Origin of the sequence: Mesorhizobium sp. B2-7-3, assembly GCF_006440715.1 — a bacterium.
Lineage (GTDB): Bacteria > Pseudomonadota > Alphaproteobacteria > Rhizobiales > Rhizobiaceae > Mesorhizobium > Mesorhizobium australicum.
Genome location: NZ_VFTY01000006.1, coordinates 137,178 through 161,441, shown reverse-complemented (window position 1 = coordinate 161,441; position 24,264 = coordinate 137,178). Strand labels below are relative to the sequence as shown.

At 62.9% G+C, this 24,264-nt stretch carries 22 protein-coding genes; 5 read left to right on the top strand and 17 right to left on the bottom strand.

Translation table 11 applies throughout. The features are described 5' to 3' along the window. Positions 1-53: 53 nt before the first annotated feature. The 16 genes from FJW04_RS15630 to FJW04_RS15550 all read right to left on the bottom strand — a co-directional run bounded on the left by FJW04_RS15630 (position 54) and on the right by FJW04_RS15550 (position 17,729). Positions 54-1,763, bottom strand: coding sequence for an APC family permease (locus tag FJW04_RS15630; RefSeq protein WP_015318922.1), 1,710 nt, complete (start codon positions 1,761-1,763; stop codon positions 54-56). A 253-nt stretch (positions 1,764-2,016) separates the two neighbouring features. Continuing rightward, a complete protein-coding gene (locus FJW04_RS15625; protein WP_140715128.1) occupies positions 2,017-4,386 on the bottom strand; it encodes an aminomethyltransferase family protein in 2,370 nt (789 codons plus the stop codon). Between the two features lie 105 nt (positions 4,387-4,491). Then, entirely contained in the window at positions 4,492-5,115 is a 624-nt protein-coding gene (locus FJW04_RS15620) for a sarcosine oxidase subunit gamma family protein (RefSeq protein WP_140715491.1), read from the bottom strand. Next, complete coding sequence (locus FJW04_RS15615) at positions 5,108-8,086, bottom strand: sarcosine oxidase subunit alpha (protein WP_181172953.1); 2,979 nt, start codon at positions 8,084-8,086, stop codon at positions 5,108-5,110. The genes FJW04_RS15620 and FJW04_RS15615 overlap by 8 nt, the downstream gene beginning before the upstream one ends. A 241-nt stretch (positions 8,087-8,327) precedes the next feature. Continuing rightward, positions 8,328-8,603 (bottom strand): sarcosine oxidase subunit delta, encoded by a 276-nt coding sequence (locus tag FJW04_RS15605; protein WP_015318917.1) that lies wholly within the window; start codon positions 8,601-8,603, stop codon positions 8,328-8,330. A 15-nt stretch (positions 8,604-8,618) separates the two neighbouring features. Further along, complete coding sequence (locus FJW04_RS15600) at positions 8,619-9,872, bottom strand: sarcosine oxidase subunit beta family protein (RefSeq protein ID WP_140715124.1); 1,254 nt, start codon at positions 9,870-9,872, stop codon at positions 8,619-8,621. A gap of 91 nt (positions 9,873-9,963) precedes the next feature. Next, complete coding sequence (gene glnT / locus FJW04_RS15595; RefSeq protein WP_015318915.1) at positions 9,964-11,271, bottom strand: type III glutamate--ammonia ligase; 1,308 nt, start codon at positions 11,269-11,271, stop codon at positions 9,964-9,966. A 63-nt stretch (positions 11,272-11,334) separates the two neighbouring features. Then, the gene (locus FJW04_RS15590) at positions 11,335-12,663 is read right to left on the bottom strand and encodes an FMN-binding glutamate synthase family protein (protein WP_015318914.1); all 1,329 of its coding nucleotides are present in this window, start codon (positions 12,661-12,663) and stop codon (positions 11,335-11,337) included. Between the two features lie 6 nt (positions 12,664-12,669). Next, entirely contained in the window at positions 12,670-13,392 is a 723-nt protein-coding gene (locus tag FJW04_RS15585; RefSeq protein ID WP_140715122.1) for a GXGXG domain-containing protein, read from the bottom strand. Positions 13,393-13,396: 4 nt separating this feature from the next. Further along, a complete protein-coding gene (locus FJW04_RS15580) occupies positions 13,397-14,293 on the bottom strand; it encodes a glutamine amidotransferase family protein (RefSeq protein WP_015318912.1) in 897 nt (298 codons plus the stop codon). Between the two features lie 83 nt (positions 14,294-14,376). Continuing rightward, a complete protein-coding gene (locus FJW04_RS15575) occupies positions 14,377-14,706 on the bottom strand; it encodes a hypothetical protein (RefSeq protein ID WP_140715120.1) in 330 nt (109 codons plus the stop codon). Continuing rightward, positions 14,703-15,392 (bottom strand): hypothetical protein, encoded by a 690-nt coding sequence (locus tag FJW04_RS15570; RefSeq protein ID WP_181172952.1) that lies wholly within the window; start codon positions 15,390-15,392, stop codon positions 14,703-14,705. Before FJW04_RS15570 ends, FJW04_RS15575 begins: the two co-directional genes overlap by 4 nt. A gap of 45 nt (positions 15,393-15,437) precedes the next feature. Further along, on the bottom strand, positions 15,438-16,844 hold the full coding sequence (locus tag FJW04_RS15565) for an APC family permease (RefSeq protein ID WP_015318909.1): 1,407 nt from the start codon (positions 16,842-16,844) through the stop codon (positions 15,438-15,440). A gap of 14 nt (positions 16,845-16,858) precedes the next feature. Further along, complete coding sequence (locus tag FJW04_RS15560; RefSeq protein ID WP_015318908.1) at positions 16,859-17,020, bottom strand: hypothetical protein; 162 nt, start codon at positions 17,018-17,020, stop codon at positions 16,859-16,861. Between the two features lie 32 nt (positions 17,021-17,052). After that, the gene (locus tag FJW04_RS15555; protein ID WP_127280938.1) at positions 17,053-17,430 is read right to left on the bottom strand and encodes a hypothetical protein; all 378 of its coding nucleotides are present in this window, start codon (positions 17,428-17,430) and stop codon (positions 17,053-17,055) included. 11 nt (positions 17,431-17,441) lie between these two features. Further along, positions 17,442-17,729 carry a hypothetical protein gene (locus FJW04_RS15550; RefSeq protein ID WP_140617370.1) on the bottom strand — a complete coding sequence of 96 codons (288 nt, stop codon included), beginning with the start codon at positions 17,727-17,729 and terminating at the stop codon, positions 17,442-17,444. A gap of 286 nt (positions 17,730-18,015) precedes the next feature. Between FJW04_RS15550 and FJW04_RS15545 the strand changes: the two genes are divergently transcribed. The 4 genes from FJW04_RS15545 to FJW04_RS15530 are packed head-to-tail and all read left to right on the top strand — an operon-like array spanning position 18,016 to position 21,799. Then, positions 18,016-19,149: an aminomethyltransferase family protein gene (locus FJW04_RS15545; protein ID WP_140715118.1), complete on the top strand. Its 1,134-nt coding sequence runs from the start codon at positions 18,016-18,018 to the stop codon at positions 19,147-19,149. A 41-nt stretch (positions 19,150-19,190) separates the two neighbouring features. Beyond that, on the top strand, positions 19,191-19,787 hold the full coding sequence (locus FJW04_RS15540; RefSeq protein ID WP_140715116.1) for a dimethylamine monooxygenase subunit DmmA family protein: 597 nt from the start codon (positions 19,191-19,193) through the stop codon (positions 19,785-19,787). After that, entirely contained in the window at positions 19,784-20,749 is a 966-nt protein-coding gene (locus FJW04_RS15535) for a PDR/VanB family oxidoreductase (RefSeq protein WP_140715114.1), read from the top strand. The genes FJW04_RS15540 and FJW04_RS15535 overlap by 4 nt, the downstream gene beginning before the upstream one ends. Before the next feature lie 9 nt (positions 20,750-20,758). Then, entirely contained in the window at positions 20,759-21,799 is a 1,041-nt protein-coding gene (locus tag FJW04_RS15530) for a DUF3445 domain-containing protein (protein WP_140715112.1), read from the top strand. A gap of 122 nt (positions 21,800-21,921) precedes the next feature. Here the strand turns inward: FJW04_RS15530 and FJW04_RS15525 are convergent, their stop codons facing one another. Further along, the gene (locus FJW04_RS15525; protein ID WP_015318901.1) at positions 21,922-22,638 is read right to left on the bottom strand and encodes an XRE family transcriptional regulator; all 717 of its coding nucleotides are present in this window, start codon (positions 22,636-22,638) and stop codon (positions 21,922-21,924) included. A 258-nt stretch (positions 22,639-22,896) separates the two neighbouring features. Here FJW04_RS15525 and FJW04_RS15520 point away from each other — a divergent pair, with 258 nt between their 5' ends. Then, positions 22,897-24,255 (top strand): NAD(P)/FAD-dependent oxidoreductase, encoded by a 1,359-nt coding sequence (locus FJW04_RS15520; RefSeq protein WP_140715110.1) that lies wholly within the window; start codon positions 22,897-22,899, stop codon positions 24,253-24,255. The last annotated feature ends 9 nt before the right edge of the window (positions 24,256-24,264 follow it).

The following is a 24,264-nucleotide window of genomic DNA, read 5'->3' as shown; positions in this document are numbered from 1 at the left end:
TTTGCGACCGGCCGGTTTTCCTTGATGCAATGATTTAGGCCGCAGTCAGACCATCAGATGACGAACACCCAATTGGCGATGAGCATGACCGCCACGCCGGCGACCAGCGTCAGATAGGGCAGCATGCCCGCCTTCTTGACCGAAAGGTCGGCTCCCGCCATGCCGAGATCGGCCAGCATGTGGTCGGGGAATTTGCCCTTGTCCTGGATGTAGTGGCGGAAGCAGAACACCGGGATGATCAGCGCCGCCGTGATCAGTCCGGCCCACAGCGCCATCGGGTTCCACACCTTGGCGCCTGCGCCCATGAAGATCGCGTTGACGTAGGCGAAGATCGCCCCGATCCCCAAGAGCCAGCTCGGTGCTTTCCACGGCCGTGCGATATGGCCGTTGTCGATGCGGTGGATCCAGCCGGCATTGAGGTTGAGGAAATTGAAGATGATGTAGCCGCAGTTCGACACGGCGAGGATGAAGAAGAAGCTCGTCGCGTCGGCCGAGGCGATCGCCAGCACGACCAGATTGAAGCAGAGATCGGTCCACATGGCCCGCGTCGGCGCGCCGTGCTCGTTGACGTGGCTGAGATAACGGGGCAGCCAGCCGTCGACCGAGCCCTGGTAGAGCGTGCGCGACGAGCCGGCCATCGCCGTCATGATGCACAGCACCAGCGCCAGGATCATCAGCATCACCAGCAGACTGTGGATAAGCCTGCCTCCGCCGACCATGCCGGCCAGCGCATCGGCCACGCCGGAGCCGTCGACGATCGGTGTTGCCAGCATGCCGTTCAAGCCCAGCACGCCCTGGAAGGTGAAGGGCACCAGGATGAACAAAAGCATGCAGAGCAGGCCGGAATAGAAGATGGCCTTGAACGTATCGGTACCCGGGTTCTTGAACTCCGACGTGTAGCAGACGGCGGTTTCGAACCCGTAGGTCGACCATGCGGCGATGAACATGCCGCCGAGCGCCAATGTCCAGCCGGCGATGTTCCAGGAGCCGGGCTCAGGTGCATAGGCGGCGGCGAGCGGCACCAGCGGCGAAAAGTTCGACCAGTCGATCTGGCCGGTGAAGATCGGCACCACGCCGACGATCAGCATCGGGATAATGACCAGCAGTCCGATATATTTCTGCACGCTGGCAGTGCCCAGAATGCCGCGATGCTGGATCGAGAAGATGATCAGCATCAGCACCGCGCCGATGAAGAAGGTGGCATTGAGCGTGAAGGACACCGGGCCTAGCGTGTGGCTCCACAGCGTCCAGTTGCGGATCGCCGGCGTCGCGGCGGCGGTCACCGCGGTGATGGCGTCGGCAGGCGCCGTTCCGGCGTGCGCGGCGATGTAGGCGACGACATCGGGCGAGGCCTCGGTGAACAGCGGCACCGGCGCCAGTGCATTGAGGATATAGGCGGCGGCGATCGAGCAGCCGAGCGACAGCACCGGCGACCAGGCGAACCAGTTGCACCACACCGACAGCGGCGCGATGAACTTGGAGTAGCGCAGCCAGGCCGTGGCGCCGTAGATCGAGGCACCGCCGGACTTGTTCGGGAACAGGCCGGCGATCTCGGCATAGGTGAAGGATTGCAGGAAGCCCATGATCATGGAGACCGTCCAGATCAGGAACGCCAGCTTTCCCGTCGTGCCGGCAATGCCGCCGATCGAGAACAGGACCAGCGCCGGAACGCCACTCGCCACCCAGAAGGCGCCGCGCCAGTCGATATGCCTGAGCAGCTTGCTTTCGGCAGGCTGGTCCAGGACCGTACTTATTGTGCTCATGTGGATGAGTTCCCCTTTTTCGATGTTCCCCGCCAGTGATGCCTCGGCTACGCGAAACTTACTCCCCGGCAAATGATCGTTCCGGCCGCAGTGTTTCCACTCAGTCGTATTTTTTTCTTAGGAGTGAAGATTGATCCGGCGCGCCGTCACGTCAAGCGATTTGTGAAACCATGCACATCACGCTTGCGCGCGCGAACATCAAAGCGTCCGGCGGTGCGGCCGGCGGGCGCTTTGCGAGTCCCAAAAGGGCAGGTCAGGAACGTGGTTTGGTCTTTTGCGGATCGTAATGGGCAAAGGCCACGACCCGAGCCGGCAGCCGCTTGGCGTGGCCGTCGAGCTTGCCGATCTCGACCTCCGTGCCGACAGCGGCATGAGCGACGTCGAGCCGCGCCAGCGCGATGTTCTTGCTCAGCACCGGCGAGCGCATGCCCGACGTGACGATGCCGATCTGGGCGCGGCCGACATGGACGCAGTCGCCATGGCCGACGGCGACATTGCTGTCGATGTCGAGGCCGACCAGCTTTGTCTGCGGATGATCCTTGCGCCGGATCAACGCCTCGCGGCCGATGAAATCGTCGGTCTTGCTCTTCAGCGGCACGGTGAAGCCGATACCGGCCTCGAACGGATCGGTCTGGTCGGAAAATTCGTAACCGGCGAAGATCAGTCCGGCCTCGATGCGCACCATGTCGAGCGCCTGCAGGCCCATAGGCTTCAGCCCATGCGGCTGGCCGGCCTCCCAGATCGCGTCGAAGACCTGTTGCGCGTCGCGCGGATGGCACCAAATCTCGTAGCCGAGTTCGCCGGTATAGCCGGTGCGCGAGACGACGACGGGGATGCCGTTGCCGCCGCCGATCCTGGCGACGGCGAAGCGGAACCATTCGAGTTCCTCGATCGATGGCTGCACGGGCGAGGTCCAGATCACCTCCTTCAGGATGGCGCGGCTCTTTGGTCCCTGCACGGCGATGTTGTGCATCTGGTCGGTGGACGAGCGCACCAGCACGTTGAGGCCGAGTTTTGTCGCCGTCTCGCGCAGCCATTCGCCGGACAGATCGTCGCCGCCAACCCAGCGGAAATTGTCCTTGCCGAGCCGCAGAAGCGTGCCGTCGTCGATCATGCCGCCATGTTCGTAACACATGGCGGAGTAGACGACCTGGCCGACGCCGAGCTTCTTGACGTCACGCGTCAGCGTATATTGCAGCAGCGCTTCGGCATCCGGGCCGGTCACTTCGAACTTGCGCAGCGGCGACAGGTCCATGATCACGGCATCCTGCCGGCAGGCCCAATATTCGGCGATGGCGCCTTCCCTGGCGAACGAATTGGCCAGCCAATAGCCCCTGTACTCGACGAAGTCGCGTGTGTGTTTGGCAAAGCTCGAATGGAAAGCTGTCTCGCGGGTCATTTTCGGTTCCGAATCAGGCGTCATGCGTCTGGCGATCGCTCGCGAGAATTTGTGCTGGCCGGAATAGGTCCGCACGTGGATGTCGGTCAGGTCCCAGCCATTGGCCGGCGTCGTGTCGTCGGGGCAGGCCGAGGAGACGCAGACGATGTCGGTCAGCGCTCTGAGCAGAACATAGTCGCCGGCCCGCGACCATGGCTCGTCCGACACCATGACGCCATGGGCGTCGACCGCCGTGTTGAAGAAGAAGTTGATCGCCATCCAGCCGGCGCGGGGATTGACGCCCTTGCCGTCCAGCGCGCGATTAAAGTTCTCCGAGCAGTTGGTGTGGCCGGGATAGCCGATGTCGTCATAATATTTCGCCGCGCAGGCGAGCGCGAAGGCATCATGCCGGCCGCATGTGTCCTGCACCACCTCAACCAGCGGTTCCATGTCCTGGTCGTAATATTTCGAATGCAGGCCGGGCATCGGATAGCTCGCGCCCATCAGCGTGCGCGTCGTCGTGACGTCGAGCGGACGGTCGAGCCCCTTGTCCAGCTTGCGGGCCGAGAAACACTGGAAGTCGGTGCACTGGCGCCCGTCGACATCGATGATCTGCAGATAGTCGCCCGCCTTGACGAAATACGATTCCGCCGTCGCCGAATGAACGCGCAAATCGAGCACCGGATCGGCCAATGGATCGGCAAGCCGGGATTTCGTTTTCAGGCGGATCGTGTTGCGCCGCACGACGACCCTGAGCGGCGTCGCTGTGTCGTGCCCGTCGACCAGCATCGGACCGCCGGGTGCGGCGATCAGCATCGCGCCGTCGCGCGCGACTGTGAATGCCTGCTCGGTACCGGCTGGTGTCATGCCGCCAAACACGCGCACCGCCTCGGCCTGCCCAAGCTGAACCTGGCGGCGTTCGAGGCCGCGGCGCACCGCCGAAAGACTGTCGTCGCCCTCGGTGAGCAGCGCCTTGATGCCGGCGGCATTGCTGTTGGATTTTTCACCGAGAATGCCGGGATCGCTGGCGCCTGACCTGTCCCAAGCCAGCAGCTCGCAGGCCTGGCCTCCCTCGACGTTGCGAACCGTGATCGTATCGCCGGCCTCGACCTCGATCAGCACCGCGCCATTCCCCTGTACGGTATAGCGCTCCATGCCGGCCGGCAGCGCGATCTGGCCAGGCCGCAGGATCAGGCTTGGCCTGGGCGGTCCGGCTGTCACGGTGGGGTAGGGCGACTGGCTCATCTCAGCCTTGCGGTTCGAGAAACAAGTTTGCCTGTGCGTGAAATTATTTTAGCAGCAAGAATAGCAGCGGAGCGGAGTTTGGCAAGGCGGGGAAGAAGCGCAGTGCTACGCCAAGTCCTCCGAATGCCCGATCTCGACACCATACTCGGCAGCCGAGTCCAGCATCGTGTGCCACAGGCTTTCGGCGAAGGTCGAAAACACCAGAATGGTGAAAACAGCCTGTCCGTCCGGCGCATCATTGCCGCGCCACAGCGTGACGCTGGTGTGATCCATCGAGGTGGTTGCCGCGGCTCCGACCGGGAACGCCGCCGGATACAGATCGATCGACGACAGTTTGGCGAGCAGGGCGCGCGCCTTGGTGCCGGAAATGCTGATCAACACCCGCGCATGTGACTGGTCCGAGAGCGAAGCCGAGGTCGCGAAAACCGGGGCCAGCGACTCCACCGTGTGTCTGCCTTTCGACAGCACGAAGAACTGATCCGGTCCCGACCAGATGAGCGTGGCTTCGGCTGCTGCGGCCGTCTTCGGTGTTTCCGGCGCCGTCACGCCGAAATGCGCGTTCGCGGCGCTCGCCATCTCGGCCGTCTTGCCGCGCCGCGCCATCACCTGGACAAGGTCGAAATTGCGGATCTCGCTCAGGGTCACGCCGGCGTCGCCTCGCGCGCCGTGTGGACCGGCGACGAGTGCGCGGTGGAGAGGGCTGCGGGTTTCCCAGAAAAACTCAGCCACGCTGGCGCCCTCCATCCGGGTCATAGAAGACAGGGTTGCACAGTTCCAAATCGTAATCCTCGCCGCGTAGCGGATCGTGCGCATGCACGATCTCGCCGAACCGCTCGCGGCCGCGCTCGACAAGTGCAAGCCCGATCCATTGGTCTGATGTCGGCGAAAAGCAAACCGAGGTGACGTAGCCCTGGTCGTTGTCGGGCCCGGGTGTCTGCCCCTTCGGAATGATGTGCGCGCCGGAACGCAGGCGCCGGGCCTTGTCGGTCGGCTTGATGCCGACGACGACCTGCCGATCCGCTGCGATCAGCGCCTCGCGTCCGGCCATGACGCGGCCGATGAAATCCTTCTTGGTCGACATCATCTTGCCGAGGCCGAGATCGGCCGCGGTGGTCGTGCCGCTGAGTTCCGGACCCGCGACGTGACCCTTTTCGATGCGCATGACGCCGAGTGCCTCGGTGCCGTAAGGCGTCACGCCGAACGGCTTGCCCGCAATCATCAGAGTGCGCGCCATCGCCTCGCCGTAGCGCGCCGGCACCGAAATCTCGAACGCCATTTCGCCCGAGAACGAGATGCGAAACAGCCGCGCCTTGACGCCACCGCGCAACGCGACTTGGCGCGCGCCCATGAAGGGGAACCCTTCGTTGGAAAGGTCTTCCGAGGGATCGACGATCTCTTTCAACAGGTCGCGGGTTTTGGGTCCGGCAATGGAAAATTGCGCCCACTGGTCGGAGACCGAGGTTAACTGCACATCGAGTTCCGGAAACAGCACCTGCCGGCAGAATTCGAGATGCTGCATCACCAGCCCGGCCTTGGCCGTGGTGGTGGTGAGGAAATAGTGGTCCTCGGCCAGCCGCGACGTGGTGCCGTCATCATAGACGATGCCGTCCTCGCGCAGCATCAGCCCGTAGCGCGCTTTTCCCACCGCAAGAGTGGAGAAGGTGTTGATGTAGACGCGGTCGAGGAAGGCGCCGGCGTCCGCGCCATGCACGTCGATCTTGCCCAGCGTCGAGACATCGCAGAAGCCGACGCCTGAGCGCACCGCCTTGACCTCGCGGGTCACCGATTCCAGCCAGTCCTTCTCGCCAGCGCGGGGATACCATTGCGCGCGCTTCCACAGGCCGGTGTCGACGAAGATCGCACCCTGTTCGGCGGCCCAGTGATGCGACGGCGTCAGCCGCGTGGCGTGAAAATTCTCGTCGCGATGATGGCCGGCGAAGGCGCCGATGGCGACCGGCACATAGGGAGGCCGGTAGATTGTCGTGCCGGTCTCGGGAATGGATTTGCCCGTGACCGCCGCCATGATGGCGAGGCCGGCGACGTTCGAGGTCTTGCCCTGGTCGGTCGCCATGCCGAGCGTGGTGTAGCGCTTCAGGTGCTCGACCGATTCGAACCCTTCGCGCTGCGCCAGCTCGATATCCGATGCGGTGACATCATGCTGCTGGTCGACGAAAGCCTTGCCTTTGCCGGCAACGTGCCAAAGCGGCGCCAGTGAAAAGGCTTCGTCGTCGGCCACCGGCGTGGAGCCTGAGCCATTGCCGTGTCCGGCATCACGTGCCGCAGCCGCGCCCGCCGCAAATCCTTCGCGCAAGCAGGCGCCAAGCCCGAAGGCGCCGTTGGCGGCACCAGCCGCGACCATTCCCGGAGGCGCGCCGTCGGGCACGAAGGCGGCGATATCGTCGCGCCATTTCGGCCGGCCGCGATGATAGGAGGTGAGCCCGACCGCCGGGTTCCAGCCGCCGGAAACGGCAAGCCCGTCGGCTTCCACTTCGGCACGCGCGCCGCCGGTGAGTGAGACGGAAATCTTGCGCACGCCATTCTTGCCGCCATCGATGCCGCTGACGGAGCCATGCAGAACCGCAAAGCCGCCCTTGCTGGCAAGCGAGCGGTGCTCGGAAGAGATTTCGGCGCGCGCGTCGACCACGGCGGCGACCTGCAGTCCCGCCCCGAGCGCTGCCTCGACGGTGCGCCAGCCGTCCTCGTTGTTGGTGAACAGCGCGATGCGTCTGGCCGGTGCCGCGGCATAACGTGCGATATAGCTGCGCATGGCGGACGCCATCATCACGCCCGGCATGTCGTTGCCGGCAAAGACGATTGGCCGTTCGAGCGCGCCTGCCGCGACGACGCAGCGCTTGGCCACGATCCGCCATAGCCGCTGGCGCACCTGGTGCTCCGGCGGCGAGGGCAGATGGTCGCTGACACGCTCGATCGCGCCATAGGTGCCGCCATCATAGACGCCGAACAGCGTCGTGCGCGTCATGATGCGGACATCAGGCATGGCGGCAAGCTCACTGAGCGTGCGCGCGATCCATTCGTCGGCAGGCATGCCGTCGATCATGCCGCCATCGGCAAGCAGGCGCCCGCCGGGAACAAAGTCCTCTTCGCACAGGATGACGCGGGCGCCGCTGCGGCCTGCTGCGAGGGCGGCTGCGAGGCCCGTCGGGCCGGACCCGGCGATCAGCACGTCGCAATGCGCCCAGGCCTTGTCGTAATGATCCGCGTCGGCAATGCCGGCTGCACGGCCGAGACCCGCGGCGCGGCGGATCGCCGGCTCATAGATCGCTTCCCAGAACTTCGCCGGCCACATGAAGGTCTTGTAGTAGAAGCCGGCGACGAAGATCGGCGCGAACAGCTGGTTGACCGACATCACGTCGAAGGCGAGCGACGGCCAGCGGTTCTGGCTGGCGGCGTCGAGCCCTTCATAGAGCTCCGCTGTCGTCGCCTTGGTGTTCGGCTCGCGCCGTGCACCGCTGCGCAGCTCCACCAGCGCGTTAGGTTCTTCCGATCCCGCGGTCAGGATGCCGCGCGGGCGATGGTACTTGAACGAGCGGCCAACCAGCTTGACGCCGTTGGCAACCAGTGCCGAGGCAAGCGTGTCGCCTTTGAAACCGGAGAAGCTCTTGCCGTCGAACCTGAAATTCAGCGGCGCCGAACGGTCGACGAGACCGCCGGATGTGAGACGATGGGGTTGAGAGGTCACGATGTCCAGCCTCTCGTCGATTCGATGTCATGGCGGAGGGCAGCACTGCCCCTCATCGCCCTGCCGGGCACTTCTCCCCGTATAGTGACGGGGAGAAGGGGGCTGGCCGCTAAGTTGGCTTCCTTCTTGCAGCGCTGGCGATCGGCGAAAGCGGGGACGGCAGCACCCCTCTCCCCGTCATTATACGGGGAGAGGATGCCGGCAGGCAGGTGAGGGGCGGCGCCGAGTTGGCAGGAAATATTCATTTCGCAACCTGCCTCGCCCCGGCACCCGCTGCCGGTTCAACCGCCGAAATCTCGTGCGTCACCGTGTTGCGGGTGACCTTCAGCCAGGCCCGGCAGCCGCCGCCATGATACCAGTTCTCATCCATCACGCCGGCGATGTTGTCGCGCAGATAGACGTAATCGTAGACCTCATCTTCCGACGCTCCAGGCGCCGGCCGCACCGGCTTGGCGTCGCCGAGATAGGTGAACTCGCCGAGCTCGCGTTCACCACAGAAGGGACAGACAATACGCATGTTTTTCGACTGTCCTCAGTGCAGGTTCGGTTGGGCGCCCTGGCCCTTTTCGTCGATGACAGCACCAGACCGGAACCGGTCGAGCCGGAAGCGGGCGGCCTCGGCGTGCGATTCATCGCGAGCAAGCAGATGGGCGAAGACGAAGCCTGAGCCGGGTGTCGCCTTGAAGCCGCCATAACACCAGCCGGCATTGAGGTAGAGCCCGTCGACCGGTGTCTTGTCGATGATCGGCGAGCCATCCATCGACATATCCATGATGCCGCCCCATTGGCGCAGCAGCCGGACGCGGCCTATCATCGGCATCAGCGCCATGCCGCCCTCGCAGACATCTTCCATGACAGGCATGTTGCCGCGCTGGGCATAGGAATTGTAGCCGTCGATGTCGCCGCCGAAGACCAGCCCGCCCTTGTCGGACTGGCTGACATAGAAATGGCCGGCGCCAAACGTCATGACGCCGGGAATGAGCGGCTTGATCGCCTCCGAGACGAAGGCCTGCAGCACATGGCTTTCGATCGGCAGCCGCAGGCCAGCCATCGCCGCGACGCGCGATGAGGACCCGGCCACCGCCATGCCGACCTTGCCGGCGCCGATCCTGCCGCGCGAGGTCTCGACGCCAGTCACCTTGCCGTTGCCGTCCCTGACAAAGCCCGTGACTTCGCAATTCTGGATGATGTCGACGCCGAGTTCGCTGGCAGCGTGGGCGTAGCCCCAGACCACCGCGTCGTGCCGCGCCGTGCCGCCGCGTCGCTGCAGCAGCCCGCCCTGCACGGGAAAGCGCGCATTGTCGAAGTTCAGGAACGGGATCATCTTCTTGACCGCCGCCAGGTCGAGCAGTTCGGCGTCGATACCGTTGATGCGCATGGTGTTGCCGCGCCGTGCATAGGCGTCGCGCTGCGCATCGGAATGGTAGAGGTTGATGACGCCGCGCTGGCTGACCATCGCGTTGTAGTTGAGGTCCTGCTCCATCCGTTCCCAAAGCTTCATCGACAATTCGTAGAAGCCGGTATTGCCGGGCAGGCCGTAGTTGGAGCGGATGATGGTGGTGTTGCGGCCGGCATTGCCGGAACCGATCCAGCCCTTTTCCAGCACCGCGACATTTTTGATGCCGAATTCGCTGGCCAGGAACCAGGCGGTGGCCAGCCCATGGCCGCCGCCGCCGATGATCACCACGTCGTAGCGGTCCTTCGGCGCGGCGTCGCGCCAGGTGCGTTGCCAGTTTTTGTGGCCGGAAAGAGCGGCGCGGGCGAGCGAGAAGATCGAGTATTTCATACGTTCATTCCGAGGTCGCTCGCCCCAAACAGGAACTTTCTTGACGCATCGCCTTTGCCGAAAACCGTGTCACACTTTTCGGTCCGATGCTCTAGATGTCCAGCGTGTGGTCGCGCTCCCATTGCGTGAAATGCGAAGCATAGGAATTCCATTCCTGGTGCTTCAGCTTTAGATATGCCGACGAGAATTCCTCACCCAGCGCCGCCTTGAGCGATTTGTCCTTGTCGAACTCGCGCAACGCATCGAGCAGGTTGAGCGGCAGCTTAGGCGCGCCCTTCACCGTGTGGCCATGCTGGTACATGTCGATATCGTAGCGCTTGCCCGGATCGGCCTTCGAGCGGATGCCGTCGAGGCCGGCGGCGATGATGACCGCCTGCAGCAGATAAGGGTTGGCAGCGCCATCCGGGAGGCGCAATTCGAAGCGGCCGGGGCCGGGCACGCGCACCATGTGGGTGCGGTTGTTGCCGGTCCAGGTCACCGTGTTCGGCGCCCAGGTCGCGCCCGAAATGGTGCGCGGCGCGTTGATGCGCTTATAGGAATTGACCGTCGGGTTGGTGATCGCGGCGAGCGCCGAAGCGTGCTTCATGATGCCGCCAAGGAAGTTCTTGCCCTTGGCGGAAAGACCGAGCTCCATCGAATTGTCGGCGAAGACATTGGTCTTGCCCGATTTGTCCCAGACGGAGATGTGGGCATGGCAGCCGTTGCCGGTCAGGCCCTGGAACGGTTTGGGCATGAAAGTGGCGCGCAGCCCATGCTTTTCCGCGATCGACTTGACCATGAACTTGAAGAAGGAATGCTTGTCCGCGGTCGGCAGCGCATCGTCGAACGCCCAGTTCATCTCGAATTGGCCGTTAGCGTCCTCGTGGTCGTTCTGGTAAGCGCCCCAGCCGAGCGCCAGCATGTGGTCGCAGATCTCGGCGATGACATCGTAACGGCGCATCACCGCTTGCTGGTCATAGCAAGGCTTCGATGCCGTGTCGTACTCATCGGAGATGGTCTTGCCGTCCGGCGAGATCAGGAAGAACTCGGCCTCGACGCCGGTCTTGACGTGCATGCCGTCGGCGGCTGCCTCGGCTATCAGCCGCTTCAGTGTGTTGCGCGGCGCCTGGTCGACGTCCTTGTCGTCCATGATGCAGTTGGCGGCGACCCAGGCGACTTCCGGTTTCCATGGCAACTGGATGACCGAGTCCGGATCCGGCACCGCCAGCATGTCGGGATGCGCCGGCGTGAGGTCGAGCCAGGTGGCGAACCCGGCAAAGCCGGCACCGTCCTTCTGCATGTCGGCGATGGCTTGCGCCGGTACCAGCTTGGCACGCTGGCCACTGAACAGGTCAGTGTAGGAAATCATGAAATATTTGACGTTTTTCGCCCTTGCGAACTCTGCAAGATCAACTGTCACTGAAGTTCCCCATTTCTTATCGATTGTTGGCCCTTAAGCATATGGCCTTCGGCCCTTTGTTGATCAGAAGCCGTTCTTCCCCGGTATCCAGTTGGTGCCGGCCAGCGGCACGCCGGCCATGGCGGCAGCCTCGATCGTCAATGCGACGAGGTCCTCGGGTTCGAGATTGTGCAGGCTGTTTTTGCCGCAGGCGCGGGCGATGGTCTGCGCCTCCAGCGTCATCACCTTCAAATAGTTCGCCAACCGGCGCCCGGCGGCCACGGGGTCGACCCGCTTCATCAGTTCGGGGTCCTGCGTGGTGATGCCGGCAGGGTCCTTGCCCTCATGCCAGTCGTCATAGGCGCCCGATGTGGTGCCGAGTTCGTTGTACTCCGCCTCCCAGCGGGGATCGTTGTCACCGAGCGCCACCAGTGCCGCGGTGCCGATCGACACGGCGTCGACGCCGAGCGCCAGCGCCTTGGCCACATCGGCGCCGTTGCGGATGCCGCCTGAGACGATGAGCTGCACCTTGCGGTGCATGCCGAGATCCTGCAGCGCCTGCACCGCCGGCCTGATGCAGGCGAGCGTCGGCTGGCCGACATTCTCGATAAACACTTCCTGCGTTGCAGCCGTTCCGCCCTGCATGCCGTCGACCACGACGACATCGGCGCCGGCCTTCACCGCAAGCGCTGTATCGTAGTAGGGCCGGGCGCCGCCGACCTTGACGTAGATCGGTTTTTCCCAATCGGTGATTTCGCGCAGCTCGAGGATCTTGATCTCGAGATCGTCCGGTCCGGTCCAGTCGGGGTGGCGCGAGGCCGAGCGCTGGTCGATGCCTTTGGGCAGCGTGCGCATCTCGGCGACACGGTCGGAAATCTTCTGGCCGAGCAGCATCCCGCCACCGCCGGGCTTGGCGCCCTGGCCGACGACCACTTCGATCGCATCGGCGCGACGCAGGTCGCGCAGGTTCATGCCATAGCGCGAGGGCAGGTACTGATAGACCAGTTGCTTGGAATGGCCGCGCTCTTCCTCTGTCATGCCGCCATCGCCGGTCGTGGTCGAGGTGCCCGACAGCGTCGCGCCGCGCCCGAGCGCTTCCTTGGCGGGACCGGACAGCGAGCCGAAGCTCATGCCGGCAATGGTGATCGGTATCTTCAGTTCGATAGGCTTCTTGGCGTGGCGCGAACCGAGCACCACGGATGTGTCGCAGCGCTCGCGGTAGCCTTCCAGCGGGTAGCGCGAGATCGAGGCGCCGAGGAACAGAAGGTCATCGAAATGCGGCAGCTTGCGCTTGGCGCCGGCACCTCTGATATCATAGATGCCGGTCGCCGCGGCGCGGCGGATTTCGGAGAGCGTGTAGTCGTCGAAGGTCGCGGATTTGCGCGGCGTCGTCGGCGGGTTGCGATAGGTCATGCTGCCTCAATACGCGTCGGCGTTGTCGATATTGAAATTGTAGAGCGTGCGCGCCGAGCCGTAGCGCTTGAACTCCGACGGGTTGACGCCGGTCACGCCGGCGCGGTCGAGCAGGCCTTGCAGCAGTTCCAGATGCTCGGGCCGCATCTCCTTGGCGATACAATCCGCACCGAGACTGTCGACCTTGCCGCGCACGAAGAGCCGCGCCTCGTAGATGGAATCGCCCAGTGCATCGCCGGCATCGCCCAGGACAACGAGGTTGCCGGATTGCGCCATGAAGGCCGACATATGGCCGATATTGCCGTGCACGACGATGTCGATGCCCTTCATCGAGATGCCGCAGCGCGACGAGGCATTGCCTTCGATGACCAGCAGCCCGCCCTTGCCGGTGGCGCCGGCATACTGGCTGGCATCGCCTTTGACGGTGATCGAGCCCGACATCATGTTCTCGCCAACGCCGGGGCCGGCCGAGCCGTGCACGGTGATGGCGCTGCCGGAGTTCATGCCGCCGCAGTAATAGCCGACGCTGCCGCGCACATCGATGCTGACAGGATGGTCGACACCGACGGCGACCGAATGGCTCCCTTTCGGGTTGAGCACTTCCCACGCCGTCTCGTTCGAACCCGGAGCCAGATTGTGGAGCGCTTGATTGAGTTCGCGCAGCGACAGGACGTCGAGGTCGAAGACGCGCGCATGGCTGTCGCGCGTTGCCTTGGAGGTTGCCGGCATGAACTCAATGCTCCCAGAAATAAACGGTTGCGGGCTCCGGTTCCCAGACCCTCGCATTGTCTATGCCCGGCAGCTTGGTCAGCGCGCGATATTCCGAGCCGAAGGCGACATACTGGTCGGTCTCGGCCATCACGGCGGGCTTGCAGGCGATCGGATCGCGCACCACGCCAAAACCATTCTTGGTGCCGACGACGAAGGTGAAGAAGCCATCGAGGTCGGACAGCGTGCCTTCAAGTGCCTCGCCGAGATTCTTGCCATGCGCCATTTGCGAGGAAAGGTAAGCGGCCGCCACTTCGGTATCGTTCTCGGTCTCGAATTTCATGCCTTCGCGGATCAATTCGCGGCGGACATTGTTGTGGTTCGACAATGAACCATTGTGCACAAGGCATTGGTCGGCACCGGTCGAGAAAGGATGCGCACCCATCGTCGTCACTGCCGATTCCGTCGCCATGCGGGTATGACCGATGCCATGCGTGCCGGTCATCTTGCGCACGTCGAAGCGATCGACGACGGCTTCGGGCAGGCCGACTTCCTTGTAGATTTCCACCGCTTCGCCGGCGCCCATGATGCGGATGTCGGGCCTGAGCGACTGGAGGGCTTCACGCGCCGCGTCGACCTTGTCCGGCGTGGTCCTGACCACCGCGTGCGTCGATTTCACCGCAATGCTCACCGGCGCTCCGACGGCCTTCGCGAGTTCGGCGTCCAGGCCGCGGAAATCGCGTTCCGGCTTCGGCGACTGGATGGTGATCTTGGCCTCGTTGCCGGATGTCGCGCCATAGATGGCGATGCCGGCACTGTCAGGGCCGCGATCGCTGAGCGATACCAGCATCTCCGACAGCATCGCGCCGAGCTTCGGCTCCAGCGCCTTGTCCTTCAGGAAAAGTCCAACGATTCCGCACATGTCAGCCTCCCGACGTTTGTGACTAAGATGATGTACCGAATGAAATCCTCTAATTCAATGGCATGAAAGAAATTTTCCTCTGGTTACGTATGCGGCCCAATGCCGCTCTGCGTACCGTTTCCTTCCGGCCGGGCATTATGAGCCCATTTGGCGGTACGAATGCGGGCGATCTTGTAGGCGTCGAGGATCGACAGCGCATAGATCAGGAAGCCGCCGGCGTGACGGCCGACGAAGCTGGCGTCCGGCGGTGAAATCCTGGCGGTCACCCAGGCCAGGATGACCATGAAGAAAAGAAACTGCAGTCCGCGCACCGGGATGCCCAGAATGACATGACCGCTTGCCGGCAGCACGATTGCGGCGCCCAGGACGAGATAAGGGCTCACTGGCGCCGGCGAAGTGTCTGAAGTGCTCATGCGGCCTGCCGTTCGCTTCGGTTGATGGCGTCGCGCAGATCCGAGAGTGATACGAGCAACCGCTCGATCAGCGCAGAATCGATCCGTGTGTCACCGAACGCGGCTTGCCGGAAGACACCGTAGCGTGCCCGCTCGGCCTCGGCCAGCAGCCACACGATGCGCACTCCGTTCGGCGTGATCAGCAGCTCCTTGGCGCGGCCTTCTGAAAAGGGTTCCATATGGCCGGCGATGATGCTCTGCGGGAACCGTGTGCCCCTGCGGTCTGTCCGCAGCACCGCCTCGGCCGGAAAACCGGGCGCCTTCGGCAGCGTATGCTGGAGATGGTCGAAATTGGAGAACGTCGTCGGCGAGCCCGGCCGCATCATCATATCGAAAATGGCAGTTACCGAGACCTTCTCGGTGATCGAAACGCTGAGCCAGCGGGCCGGCAGTTTCCGTGTCGCCAGCGTGTCGACGATAGTGCGCACCTGCACGCGTTGGCCGTTCCATGATCCTTCCCAGGTGATGACGCCGGCGGTGCCGTCCGAGACATTGTCTGCATCCGCGACGACAGCGCGAATGCCCGGCTCGTCGGCGGCGAGCGCTGCCGAGGCCCTGTCGCGGCTGCGGCGCGCCTGCCACGCAAAGTGAAGGACGAGAGCCAGGACAATTGCCCCGGCAAGCAGTGCTGATATCACGTCGGACATTTTATCGTGCAAGGCCCGTCCAGATGCTGGGCGGGCCTACTCCCATCAATAGCCCTGTGGTTTCGGCCACGGCATGGTGAACTGGTCCCCACGCCGCACGAATTTGTAGCGATAGAAATGGAACCACAGCGAAATCAGGAAATAGAAGGCGACCATGGCGATCAACTGCGAGCCGAAGCCGAGGAAGATGGCGAAGAAGGTCACTACGCACAGGCTGAACAGGACGATTGCCGGCAGCGGATGGAAGGGGTGCGTGTAGCCGCGGCGGATCGAGCCCAGCGGCCACTTTTTCCTGAACATCATGATGTTGATGCTCATGAAAGTGTATTGCAGCACGCCCGACAGGATCGAGAAGGTGATCGCCTGGTTAAGGTCGGCGATGAAGGCGAAGGCCAGCGCGATCGGCAGCAGGAACAGGATCGAGCGATAGGGCGTGCGGTATTTCGGATGCACCGCCGAAAACCAGCTCGGCAGATAGCGGTCGCGTCCGAGCGAGAACCAGGCGCGCGCCGCGTCGTTGATGCAACCATTGGCGGAGGCAAGCGCGGCGAGCAGCGTCGCTATGAACAGGAGGTTCTCGAGCAGGGGGCTGCCGGTCAGTTTGCCGGCGTCCCACAGCGGATAATAGGTGATGCCGAGATATTCCCAAGGCATCAGCGAGGCGCAGACATACCAGGTCATGGCGGCGGCGATGAGCAGCGTGATCATGCCGGCCATGGTGCCGTAGGGCAGGGAGCGTGCCGGCGAGCGCACCTCCTCGGCGGCCTGGGTGGTCCCTTCGATGCCGAGATAATACCAGATGCCGAACTGGAAGGCGGCGATGACGCCGATCCAGCCATAGGGCAGCGCGTTGCCTGGAGTGACCAGTTCGTTGAGCTTCAGCACCGCGCCTTGCGTCCAGGGGCTGACCGAGAAGAACAGGACGACGATCGAGACATAGGCGATGGCCGTGATGACGAAGTTGACGTTGAGCGTCATCAGTACGCCGCGATAGTTGAGCCAGGCCAGCACCACGATGGTGGCGGCGATGAAGGAATTGTGGGTCAGCCCTTCCACACCCGCCTTGGCGACGATGGTGTCGCCGAGCAGGATGGCGTCGGACACTTCCAGCATCGTATAGGCAAAGACCAGGAACAGCGCGACGTTGAACGCCATCAACGGCCCGACAATGTGCTTGGCCTGCGCATACTGGCCGCCGGCGGCGGCCACTGTCGACGTCACCTCGGAATCGATCATGGCCACCGAGGTGTAGAGCAGCCCGACGACCCAGCACACGATCAGGGCAGCCAGCGCGCCGCCCTTGTCGGCCGAGAAATTCCAGCCGGTGAACTCGCCGACCAGAACGATGCCGACGCCGAGCGCCCAGACATGGGCCGGGCCAAGCACCCGAAGCAGCGATACCCGGTCGCCGTGAATTGTGGTGGTGGTGGTGTTTTCAAGCGCGACCGTCATCGATCAATCCCCACTCAGATCCGGTGTTTTTCGGAAGCGGCTTCAAGCTCGCCTTCACGCGACGAGGTCAAAACGTCCTCGGAGTAGTTCGTATCGACCTTGAACCAGTCGTAGAGCATCCACAGCGCGAGCACGATCGAGATGCCCCAGCATGCGTAAGAGAGTGCAACCCACATGATCGTGTCCCCAAATTCTTCGTCGCCAAACTTTACTTGTCGTCGAACTTCTCGTTGATCACATCGCGATATTCGCGGTCGGATGCCCGGAACAGGAACACGAAATAACCGATCAGGACGGCCGCCATGATGATCAGCGTCGGCCAGTCGATGATGTAGTGGAACCGGTTCTGGATGATGTCGTGCGCGGTCTCGGGCGTATAGCCGAGCTTTTCCCAGATCGACGCCATGGTCGGATTCTGCCCGAGCGCTTCCCAGGTCTTGGCATCGAGCGCGTCGATTGATTTTGCGGCACCGGCAAGACCAAGCTTCAGCGGCAGCCACAGCGCCACGAAGATGGCGACCACGACAACGGCGATGTCGAAGACTTGCCCGGCCTTGCTCTGCTCCGGCGGCGTATAGCGGGACATTGTTTCTCCCCTCAGGACTTGCGGTTGCGGGATGCGTCGGCGTTCTTGATGTCGAGCCCGTAGATGAATTCCTTGTCTTCCTTGTAGTGTTTGACCATCGCCAGGATGGCTGCCGTGTTGAAGATGAGCACGGCGGCGGCGGCAATGGCGACGACGGCCTTGATGCCGCCCTGCGGAATGTATGGCCATGTCATGAAGAGGACGAAGAGAATCGTCGCCCACAGGCAGATGATCAGGAGCGCGGATCCGCGCAAGTCGGAGCGGTACAGCGCCTCGATGCGCTGCTGCAGGTCTGCCATCGGTTTTCCCCTTCTTTGCCGACGCCCGGTTCCGAATCCACCGCCCGCCGCTCTCTTTCAAGAGAGTGAAATTTTTTTCATAAATTCAGACCGAATTTCGCAATTGTCAAGACGAATTTACGCTGAGTTAACCGCTTGCTTCGACCTGCCGATTTTGCCTGACAATGAAATTATTTGCTTTTAGGGGATTGCGGGCCTCTCGCGTTTGCGATCAATATTCGACCAAGCTCCCGGCCTGGCGCACGGGAGCAGGGAACAGCAGCATTTTCGAATGGAGGACGAGCGGATGACGGCATCCTGGAGATTTTCGACCCTGGCGGATCGCCATCGTGCGCTGGGTTCGAAACTCGAAGACTGGAGCGGCATGGGTACCGCCTGGACCTACGACAAGGATGCCGACGAGGAATATATCGCCATCCGCACCAAGGCCGGCCTTATGGATGTTTCCGGCCTGAAGAAGGTGCACATCACAGGGCCGCACGCCTCGCATCTGATCGACCTCGCCACCACGCGTGACGTCGAAAAGATCTATCCCGGCAAGTCGGCCTATGCCTGCATGCTGAACGAGGCGGGAAAATTCACCGACGACTGCATCCTCTACCGCACGGGACCGAATTCCTGGATGGTGGTGCACGGCTCGGGCACCGGCCATGAGGAACTGCAGCGGGCGGCGATGGGACGGGACGTGTCGCTGCGCTTCGACGACAATCTGCACGATTTGTCGCTGCAGGGGCCAACAGCGGTCGACTATCTGGCCAAGCACGTGCCCGGCATCCGCGACCTCAACTACTTCCATCACATGCAGACGCAGCTGTTCGGCTTTCCCGTCATGATCTCGCGCACCGGCTATACCGGCGAACGCGGCTACGAGATCTTCTGCCGTGGCCAGGACGCCGGCACGATCTGGGACAGGATTCTCGACGAGGGCAAGAGCGCCGGCATCATTCCCTGCCGCTTCACCACGCTCGACATGCTGCGCGTCGAAAGCTACCTGCTGTTCTACCCCTACGACAATTCCCAAAAGTATCCGTTCGAGAATGAAGGCCCCGGCGATACGCTTTGGGAGCTCGGCCTCGACTTCACCGTCAGCCCCGGCAAGACCGGCTTTCGCGGTGCCGAGGAGCACTATCGCCTGAAGGGCAAGGAGCGCTTCAAGATCTATGGCGTCCTGCTCGACGGCAAGGAGCCGGCGGACGAGGGCGCTCCGGTCTATCGCGACGGCAAAAAGGTCGGCGTTGTCACCTGCGCCATGTATTCGCCGCTGGTCGAGAAATCGATGGGCATCGCCCGGCTCGACGTCAACTGCGCGGTCAAGGACACCACGCTCGAAATCCGCAACAACAGCGGATTGATCAAGGCGACGGCGCAGCCCTTGCCGTTCGACGATCCCAAGAAGACCAAGCGCACGGCGAAAGGCTGAGGCATAATCGACAGCGAAGGTTTTCGAGGCACAAAGAGAGAATGGCAGCCAAGACCATCATCAGCCGGCCCATATACGGAACCCTGTCTCCGCAGCCTGGCAGGCATCATCTGTTCATCGCCGACGCCGAAGGCGCGCTGGCGATTACCGATATGGCCCGAACCGCGCCACCTGGCTTTTTCGATTGTGCCGAGATCGTCTTCATTCCCGGTCCTGACGGCAAATATATTGCTGCCCTCGAAGGGTTGAAGCCGGCGCAATTTCACACCGCCCCGTCCTTCGCCAGTCTGCTGCCGCGTCTGAAGCAGACGCTTGATAACGCGCATATGGGTCTGCGCCTCTATCTTGCCGGCACCGAAGGGCTGATCGGCCAGGCCATGCAGGTGGCGCTCGAAGCTGGCATTGACCACACCTCCGTGCAGACCGAGCATCGCGGCTCGCTGGCGCGGCGCATGCAGTGCGTGCACTGCAAGGGCATCACCGAGAATGTGACGACGCAGCCGGCGACCTGCTCGCATTGTGGCCTGCTTCTCCTGGTGCGCGATCACTACTCAAGACGCCTCGCCGCGTTCCAGGGCGTCTGCATCAATGCCGAGGATCGCAGTGAAATTCCTCCGATGGAGGAGATATTTCGATGAGCACCGGCACCACCAAGCTCGACGTCGTCGTCAGCGATGTCGTCCCGGTCAATGAGCTGGTCACCCGGTTCCATTTTCGCCGGCGTGATGGCGAGCTGTTGCCGACCTTTTCCGGCGGCGCCCATGTCGTGGTCGAGATGCGCGATGGCCAGCGCACAAGGCTCAATCCCTATTCGCTGATGGGCTCGCCGCTAGACACGCGCGAATACACCATCTCGGTGCGCCGCGACGACGTCGGTCGCGGCGGCTCGCTGTTCATGCACAGGTCGGTCAAGCCGGGCCTGGAGATGGTGATCAGCTATCCGGTCAATCTTTTTTCGCTCGATCTGCGCGCCAAGAAACACCTGATGCTGGCCGGCGGCATCGGCATCACGCCGTTCATGGCCCAGACCGCGCAACTGGCGGGGGAGGGCGGCAATTTCGAACTGCACTACACCTGCCGCACCGCTTCGCTTGGCACTTATGCCGACGTGCTGCGGGAACGCTACGGCCGTCGCGTCCGGCTCTATCACGATGACCTCGAGGAGCGGATCGAACTCGACCGGTTGCTATCCTCGCAGCCGCTCGGGACGCACCTCTATGTCTGCGGCCCGGCCGGCATGATCAACTGGGTGCGCGACCGCGCAGCTAGCCTGGGCTGGCCGCCGGAGACCGTCCACTACGAGCATTTCGCGGCACCGCAGCCCGGCCTGCCATTCGACGTGACGCTTGCCGTCAGCGGCAAGACGATCCGCGTCGGCGAGCAGCAGAGCCTGCTGGAAGCCATCGAAGCCGCCGGCGTCGATCCGCCCTATCTCTGCCGTGGCGGCGTCTGCGGCCAGTGCGAGACCAACGTCATCTCTTGTGACGGCAAATTCATCCACAACGACCATTGGCTGAGCGAGGAAGAGCACCGTTCGGGCAGGAAGATCATGCCGTGCGTGTCGCGCTTCGAGGGCAGGTCGCTGGTCTTGGAAAGATAGGAGGCGAGAATGGGCATCACCTTTCGCAAGGAAACGTTCCGCGACGACTTCACCTTCAAGAACAGCCCCGAGCACATCAGGCGGTTTCCGTTCCCCTTCCATGAAGACAGCTACATGTACGCGGTCAACATCGAGCCGCATGTCGTCGGGCCCAGGGGCTCGGTGCTCGAAAACCTGATCGACGTCGACGAACACTATGTCGCAGAGATGCAGGACCGCGCCTTGGTGCTCGCCGAGGATCCCCTGCGCTGCCAGTCGCTGCCGCACATGACGCTCGCCGGCTGGGATCTGCTGGAGCTTTTGATGGAGCAGCAGGCGCTGGGCTATCCCGAGCATTTCACGCTGACGCGCGACGGCGACCGCTGGCGCTGGATCAACCGGCCGCTCGGCATCGATGATACTTTCACCTTCGGCGACACCTCGACTTTGCCTTACGGGCCGATGGAATACATCACCCGCCAGAGCCAGGGCGATTTCTGCATCCTCGACCAGCGCGACGGCAATCTATGGATGGACGCCGGCATGGTCACCACCCAGGCCGACTGGTCGCTCGATTTCGACATCGGCATGAATTTCTTCGAATGGCACGCGCCTGTGCCGCTGGCACATGAGAAGGGTATTTTCACGCGCGCGCTGAAGTTCCTCACCAACATCCAGCAGGGCAAGCCGGCACGGCGCCTGAACTGGACGATGACCATCAATCCGCGGCTGGACACCAGCCCGGAGAATTATCACAAATGGGGTCCGGACCGCGCGACGGTGACGTCGGAGAATGTCGGCGACAAGGTGCATCTGCGGGTCGAACTGCAGAGCTTCTGGCGGCTGCCGCGCTCCAATGGCATCGTCTTTCCGATCCGCTGCTACCTGATCAAGATGGACGAGCTGGTGACGCAGCCGAAATGGGCACGGCGCCTGCACCGCGTCATCCGCGACCTACCCGAGGAACTCGCCAGCTACAAAGGCCTCACGCGCTTTCGCCCGACACTGGTCGAATGGCTGTCGAAGCTGGACGATGGCAGCCCGACGAGCCCGGGGTTTGGACCTGATTAAAAGGCCCCCTCGTCCGGCCGCTTCGCGGCCACCGTCTCCCCGAGGGGAAGAGATGACCAACGCCGGCGTCAGGCTCCTCTCCCCTCGGGACAATCCGGGTGAGGGGGGCTGCGGTGGCCCGCCTACCCAGCACTGCCCTGCGGGTAGCAGATAATGGACAAATACCGCATCGGCAGTTTCGTCAGTTGCTCCGGTCCGTGCGGCGCGTCGGCGTCGAAGAACAGGCTGTCGCCGGGCTTCATCGGGTAGAGGTTGCTGCCATGCCGGTAAACGACCTCGCCCTCGAGCATGTAGAGGAACTCCATGCCTTCGTGCTGGAAGGTCGGGAACACGTCCGAATCCTCGGTCAGCGTGATCAGATAGGGCTCGACGACGACGCCGCTGGTGTTCGAACCGATATGGCCAAGCAGATTGTACTGGTGGCCGGCGCGCGTGCCGCGGCGCTCGACGTCGAGGCCCTGGCCGGCCTTGACGAAGACGGCGCTGCGTTCTTCCTCGAAGCGGCGGAAGAAGGCGGTGACGGGAACGCCGAGCGCCCGCGACAGTGCCTGCAAGGTGGTCAGCGACGGCGAGGTGATGCCGTTCTCGATCTTCGACAACATGCCCAGTGAAATATCGGTGGCGACCGCGAGATCCGCCACGGTGATGCCGAGCTTCTTGCGGAAGGCCCGCACCTCGCGGCCGATCGCGACCTCCAGCACTTTTTCGCGGGTATCGCGAATAGCGTGCGGGTTTTGTGTCAGCGGCGCGCGTATCGTCCTGCCGTCCGCCGACACTTTCGGCGACGGCTTTGCCTTTGCGCTCGCGGGAGCCTTGGAATCCGAATTAGCCTTTGCCATGTCGCCCCCAATCGTCAGGATTTATTTCACTCAAGGTGAACATGTCAGGTGCCGATACAGGAGCGCAACCGCAACGGCAAGCCATCTTATGTTGCGCGCGGCAGTGCGACCATCGCGACGCCCGCGGGTTTTCCGCCAGGAATCCACTGCGCGCAAACGCCGTTCCAGCAGATGTCTGTTGACAGCACCAAGAGGCTAATTACTGTCACTGCCAGTGAAATTTGTTTCGCTGGGGAAATCAAAAAAAGGAGGCCCGGAATGAACACTCGCGTTGCCGTCATCGGAGCCGGACCGTCCGGTCTGGCCCAACTCAGGGCTTTCAAGTCGGCGGCCGACAAGGGCGCCGAGATTCCCGAGATCGTCTGCTTCGAAAAGCAGTCCGACTGGGGTGGCCTGTGGAACTACACCTGGCGTACCGGCCTCGACGAACATGGCGATCCCGTGCACGGCTCGATGTACCGCTATCTCTGGTCGAACGGGCCGAAGGAATGCCTGGAATTCGCCGACTACACGTTCGAGGAGCATTTCGGCCGGCCGATCGGCTCCTACCCGCCACGTGCGGTGTTGTGGGACTACATCAAGGGCCGCGTCGAGAAGTCGGGCCTGCGCGAATGGGTGCGCTTCAACAGCCCGGTGCGCATGGTCACCTTCTCGGACGAGACGAAGAAATTCACCGTCACCGCGCATGACCGCACCAACGACGTGACCTATTCGGAAGAGTTCGACAATGTCGTCGTCGCCTCCGGGCATTTTTCCGTGCCCAACGTGCCCTATTTCGAGGGCTTCTCGACCTTCAACGGCCGCATCCTGCACAGCCACGATTTCCGCGACGCCATGGAGTTCAAGGGCAAGGACATCCTGATCATCGGCCGCTCCTATTCGGCCGAGGACATCGGTTCGCAGTGCTACAAATATGGCGCCAAGTCGATCACCTCCAGCTATCGCTCCAAACCGATGGGCTTCAAATGGCCCGCGAATTGGAAGGAAGTGCCGCTGCTGCAAAAGGTCGTCGGCAAGACGGCGCATTTCAAGGACGGCACGACCAAGGATGTCGACGCCATTATCCTGTGCACCGGCTATCTCCATTCCTTCCCGTTCCTGACCGACGATCTCAAGCTCAAGACCGCCAACCGCATGTGGCCGCTGGACCTCTATGAGGGCGTGGTCTGGGAGAAGAACCCGAAGCTGTCCTATATCGGCATGCAGGACCAGTTCTACACCTTCAACATGTTCGACGCGCAGGCCTGGTTCGCGCGCGACGTCATCATGGGCCGCATCAAGCTGCCGTCGGCCGAGGCGATGGCGGCGCATGGCGCCAAATGGCGCGCCCGCGAGGAGACGCTGGAGGACGCCGAGCAGATGATCTGGTTCCAGGGCGACTACACCAAGGAACTCATGGACCAGACCGACTATCCCGGCTTCGACGTCGAGGCGGTCAACCAGACCTTCATGGAGTGGGAGCATCACAAGGCCGAAGACATTATGAGCTTCCGCGACCATTCCTATCGCTCGCTGATGACCGGCACCATGGCGCCGCTGCACCATACGCCCTGGCTGCAGGCATTGGACGATTCCATGGAGAGCTATCTCGAGGTGAAAGGAGTGGCGGCCGAGTAGGCCGCCGCC

Coding starts and splice junctions, on each gene's coding strand:
- FJW04_RS15555 (WP_127280938.1), bottom strand. CDS start 17,430: ATGTCCCGCTATACGCCGCCGGAGCAGAGCAAGGCCGGGCAAGTCTTC.
- FJW04_RS15520 (WP_140715110.1), top strand. CDS start 22,897: ATGAACACTCGCGTTGCCGTCATCGGAGCCGGACCGTCCGGTCTGGCC.
- FJW04_RS15630 (WP_015318922.1), bottom strand. CDS start 1,763: ATGAGCACAATAAGTACGGTCCTGGACCAGCCTGCCGAAAGCAAGCTG.
- FJW04_RS15580 (WP_015318912.1), bottom strand. CDS start 14,293: ATGTGCGGAATCGTTGGACTTTTCCTGAAGGACAAGGCGCTGGAGCCG.
- FJW04_RS15605 (WP_015318917.1), bottom strand. CDS start 8,603: ATGCGTATTGTCTGTCCCTTCTGTGGTGAACGCGAGCTCGGCGAGTTC.
- FJW04_RS15545 (WP_140715118.1), top strand. CDS start 18,016: ATGACGGCATCCTGGAGATTTTCGACCCTGGCGGATCGCCATCGTGCG.
- FJW04_RS15575 (WP_140715120.1), bottom strand. CDS start 14,706: ATGAGCACTTCAGACACTTCGCCGGCGCCAGTGAGCCCTTATCTCGTC.
- FJW04_RS15535 (WP_140715114.1), top strand. CDS start 19,784: ATGAGCACCGGCACCACCAAGCTCGACGTCGTCGTCAGCGATGTCGTC.
- FJW04_RS15585 (WP_140715122.1), bottom strand. CDS start 13,392: ATGCCGGCAACCTCCAAGGCAACGCGCGACAGCCATGCGCGCGTCTTC.
- FJW04_RS15550 (WP_140617370.1), bottom strand. CDS start 17,729: ATGGCAGACCTGCAGCAGCGCATCGAGGCGCTGTACCGCTCCGACTTG.
- FJW04_RS15565 (WP_015318909.1), bottom strand. CDS start 16,844: ATGACGGTCGCGCTTGAAAACACCACCACCACCACAATTCACGGCGAC.
- FJW04_RS15600 (WP_140715124.1), bottom strand. CDS start 9,872: ATGAAATACTCGATCTTCTCGCTCGCCCGCGCCGCTCTTTCCGGCCAC.
- FJW04_RS15570 (WP_181172952.1), bottom strand. CDS start 15,392: ATGTCCGACGTGATATCAGCACTGCTTGCCGGGGCAATTGTCCTGGCT.
- FJW04_RS15590 (WP_015318914.1), bottom strand. CDS start 12,663: ATGACCTATCGCAACCCGCCGACGACGCCGCGCAAATCCGCGACCTTC.
- FJW04_RS15525 (WP_015318901.1), bottom strand. CDS start 22,638: ATGGCAAAGGCTAATTCGGATTCCAAGGCTCCCGCGAGCGCAAAGGCA.
- FJW04_RS15540 (WP_140715116.1), top strand. CDS start 19,191: ATGGCAGCCAAGACCATCATCAGCCGGCCCATATACGGAACCCTGTCT.
- FJW04_RS15625 (WP_140715128.1), bottom strand. CDS start 4,386: ATGAGCCAGTCGCCCTACCCCACCGTGACAGCCGGACCGCCCAGGCCA.
- FJW04_RS15530 (WP_140715112.1), top strand. CDS start 20,759: ATGGGCATCACCTTTCGCAAGGAAACGTTCCGCGACGACTTCACCTTC.
- FJW04_RS15560 (WP_015318908.1), bottom strand. CDS start 17,020: ATGTGGGTTGCACTCTCTTACGCATGCTGGGGCATCTCGATCGTGCTC.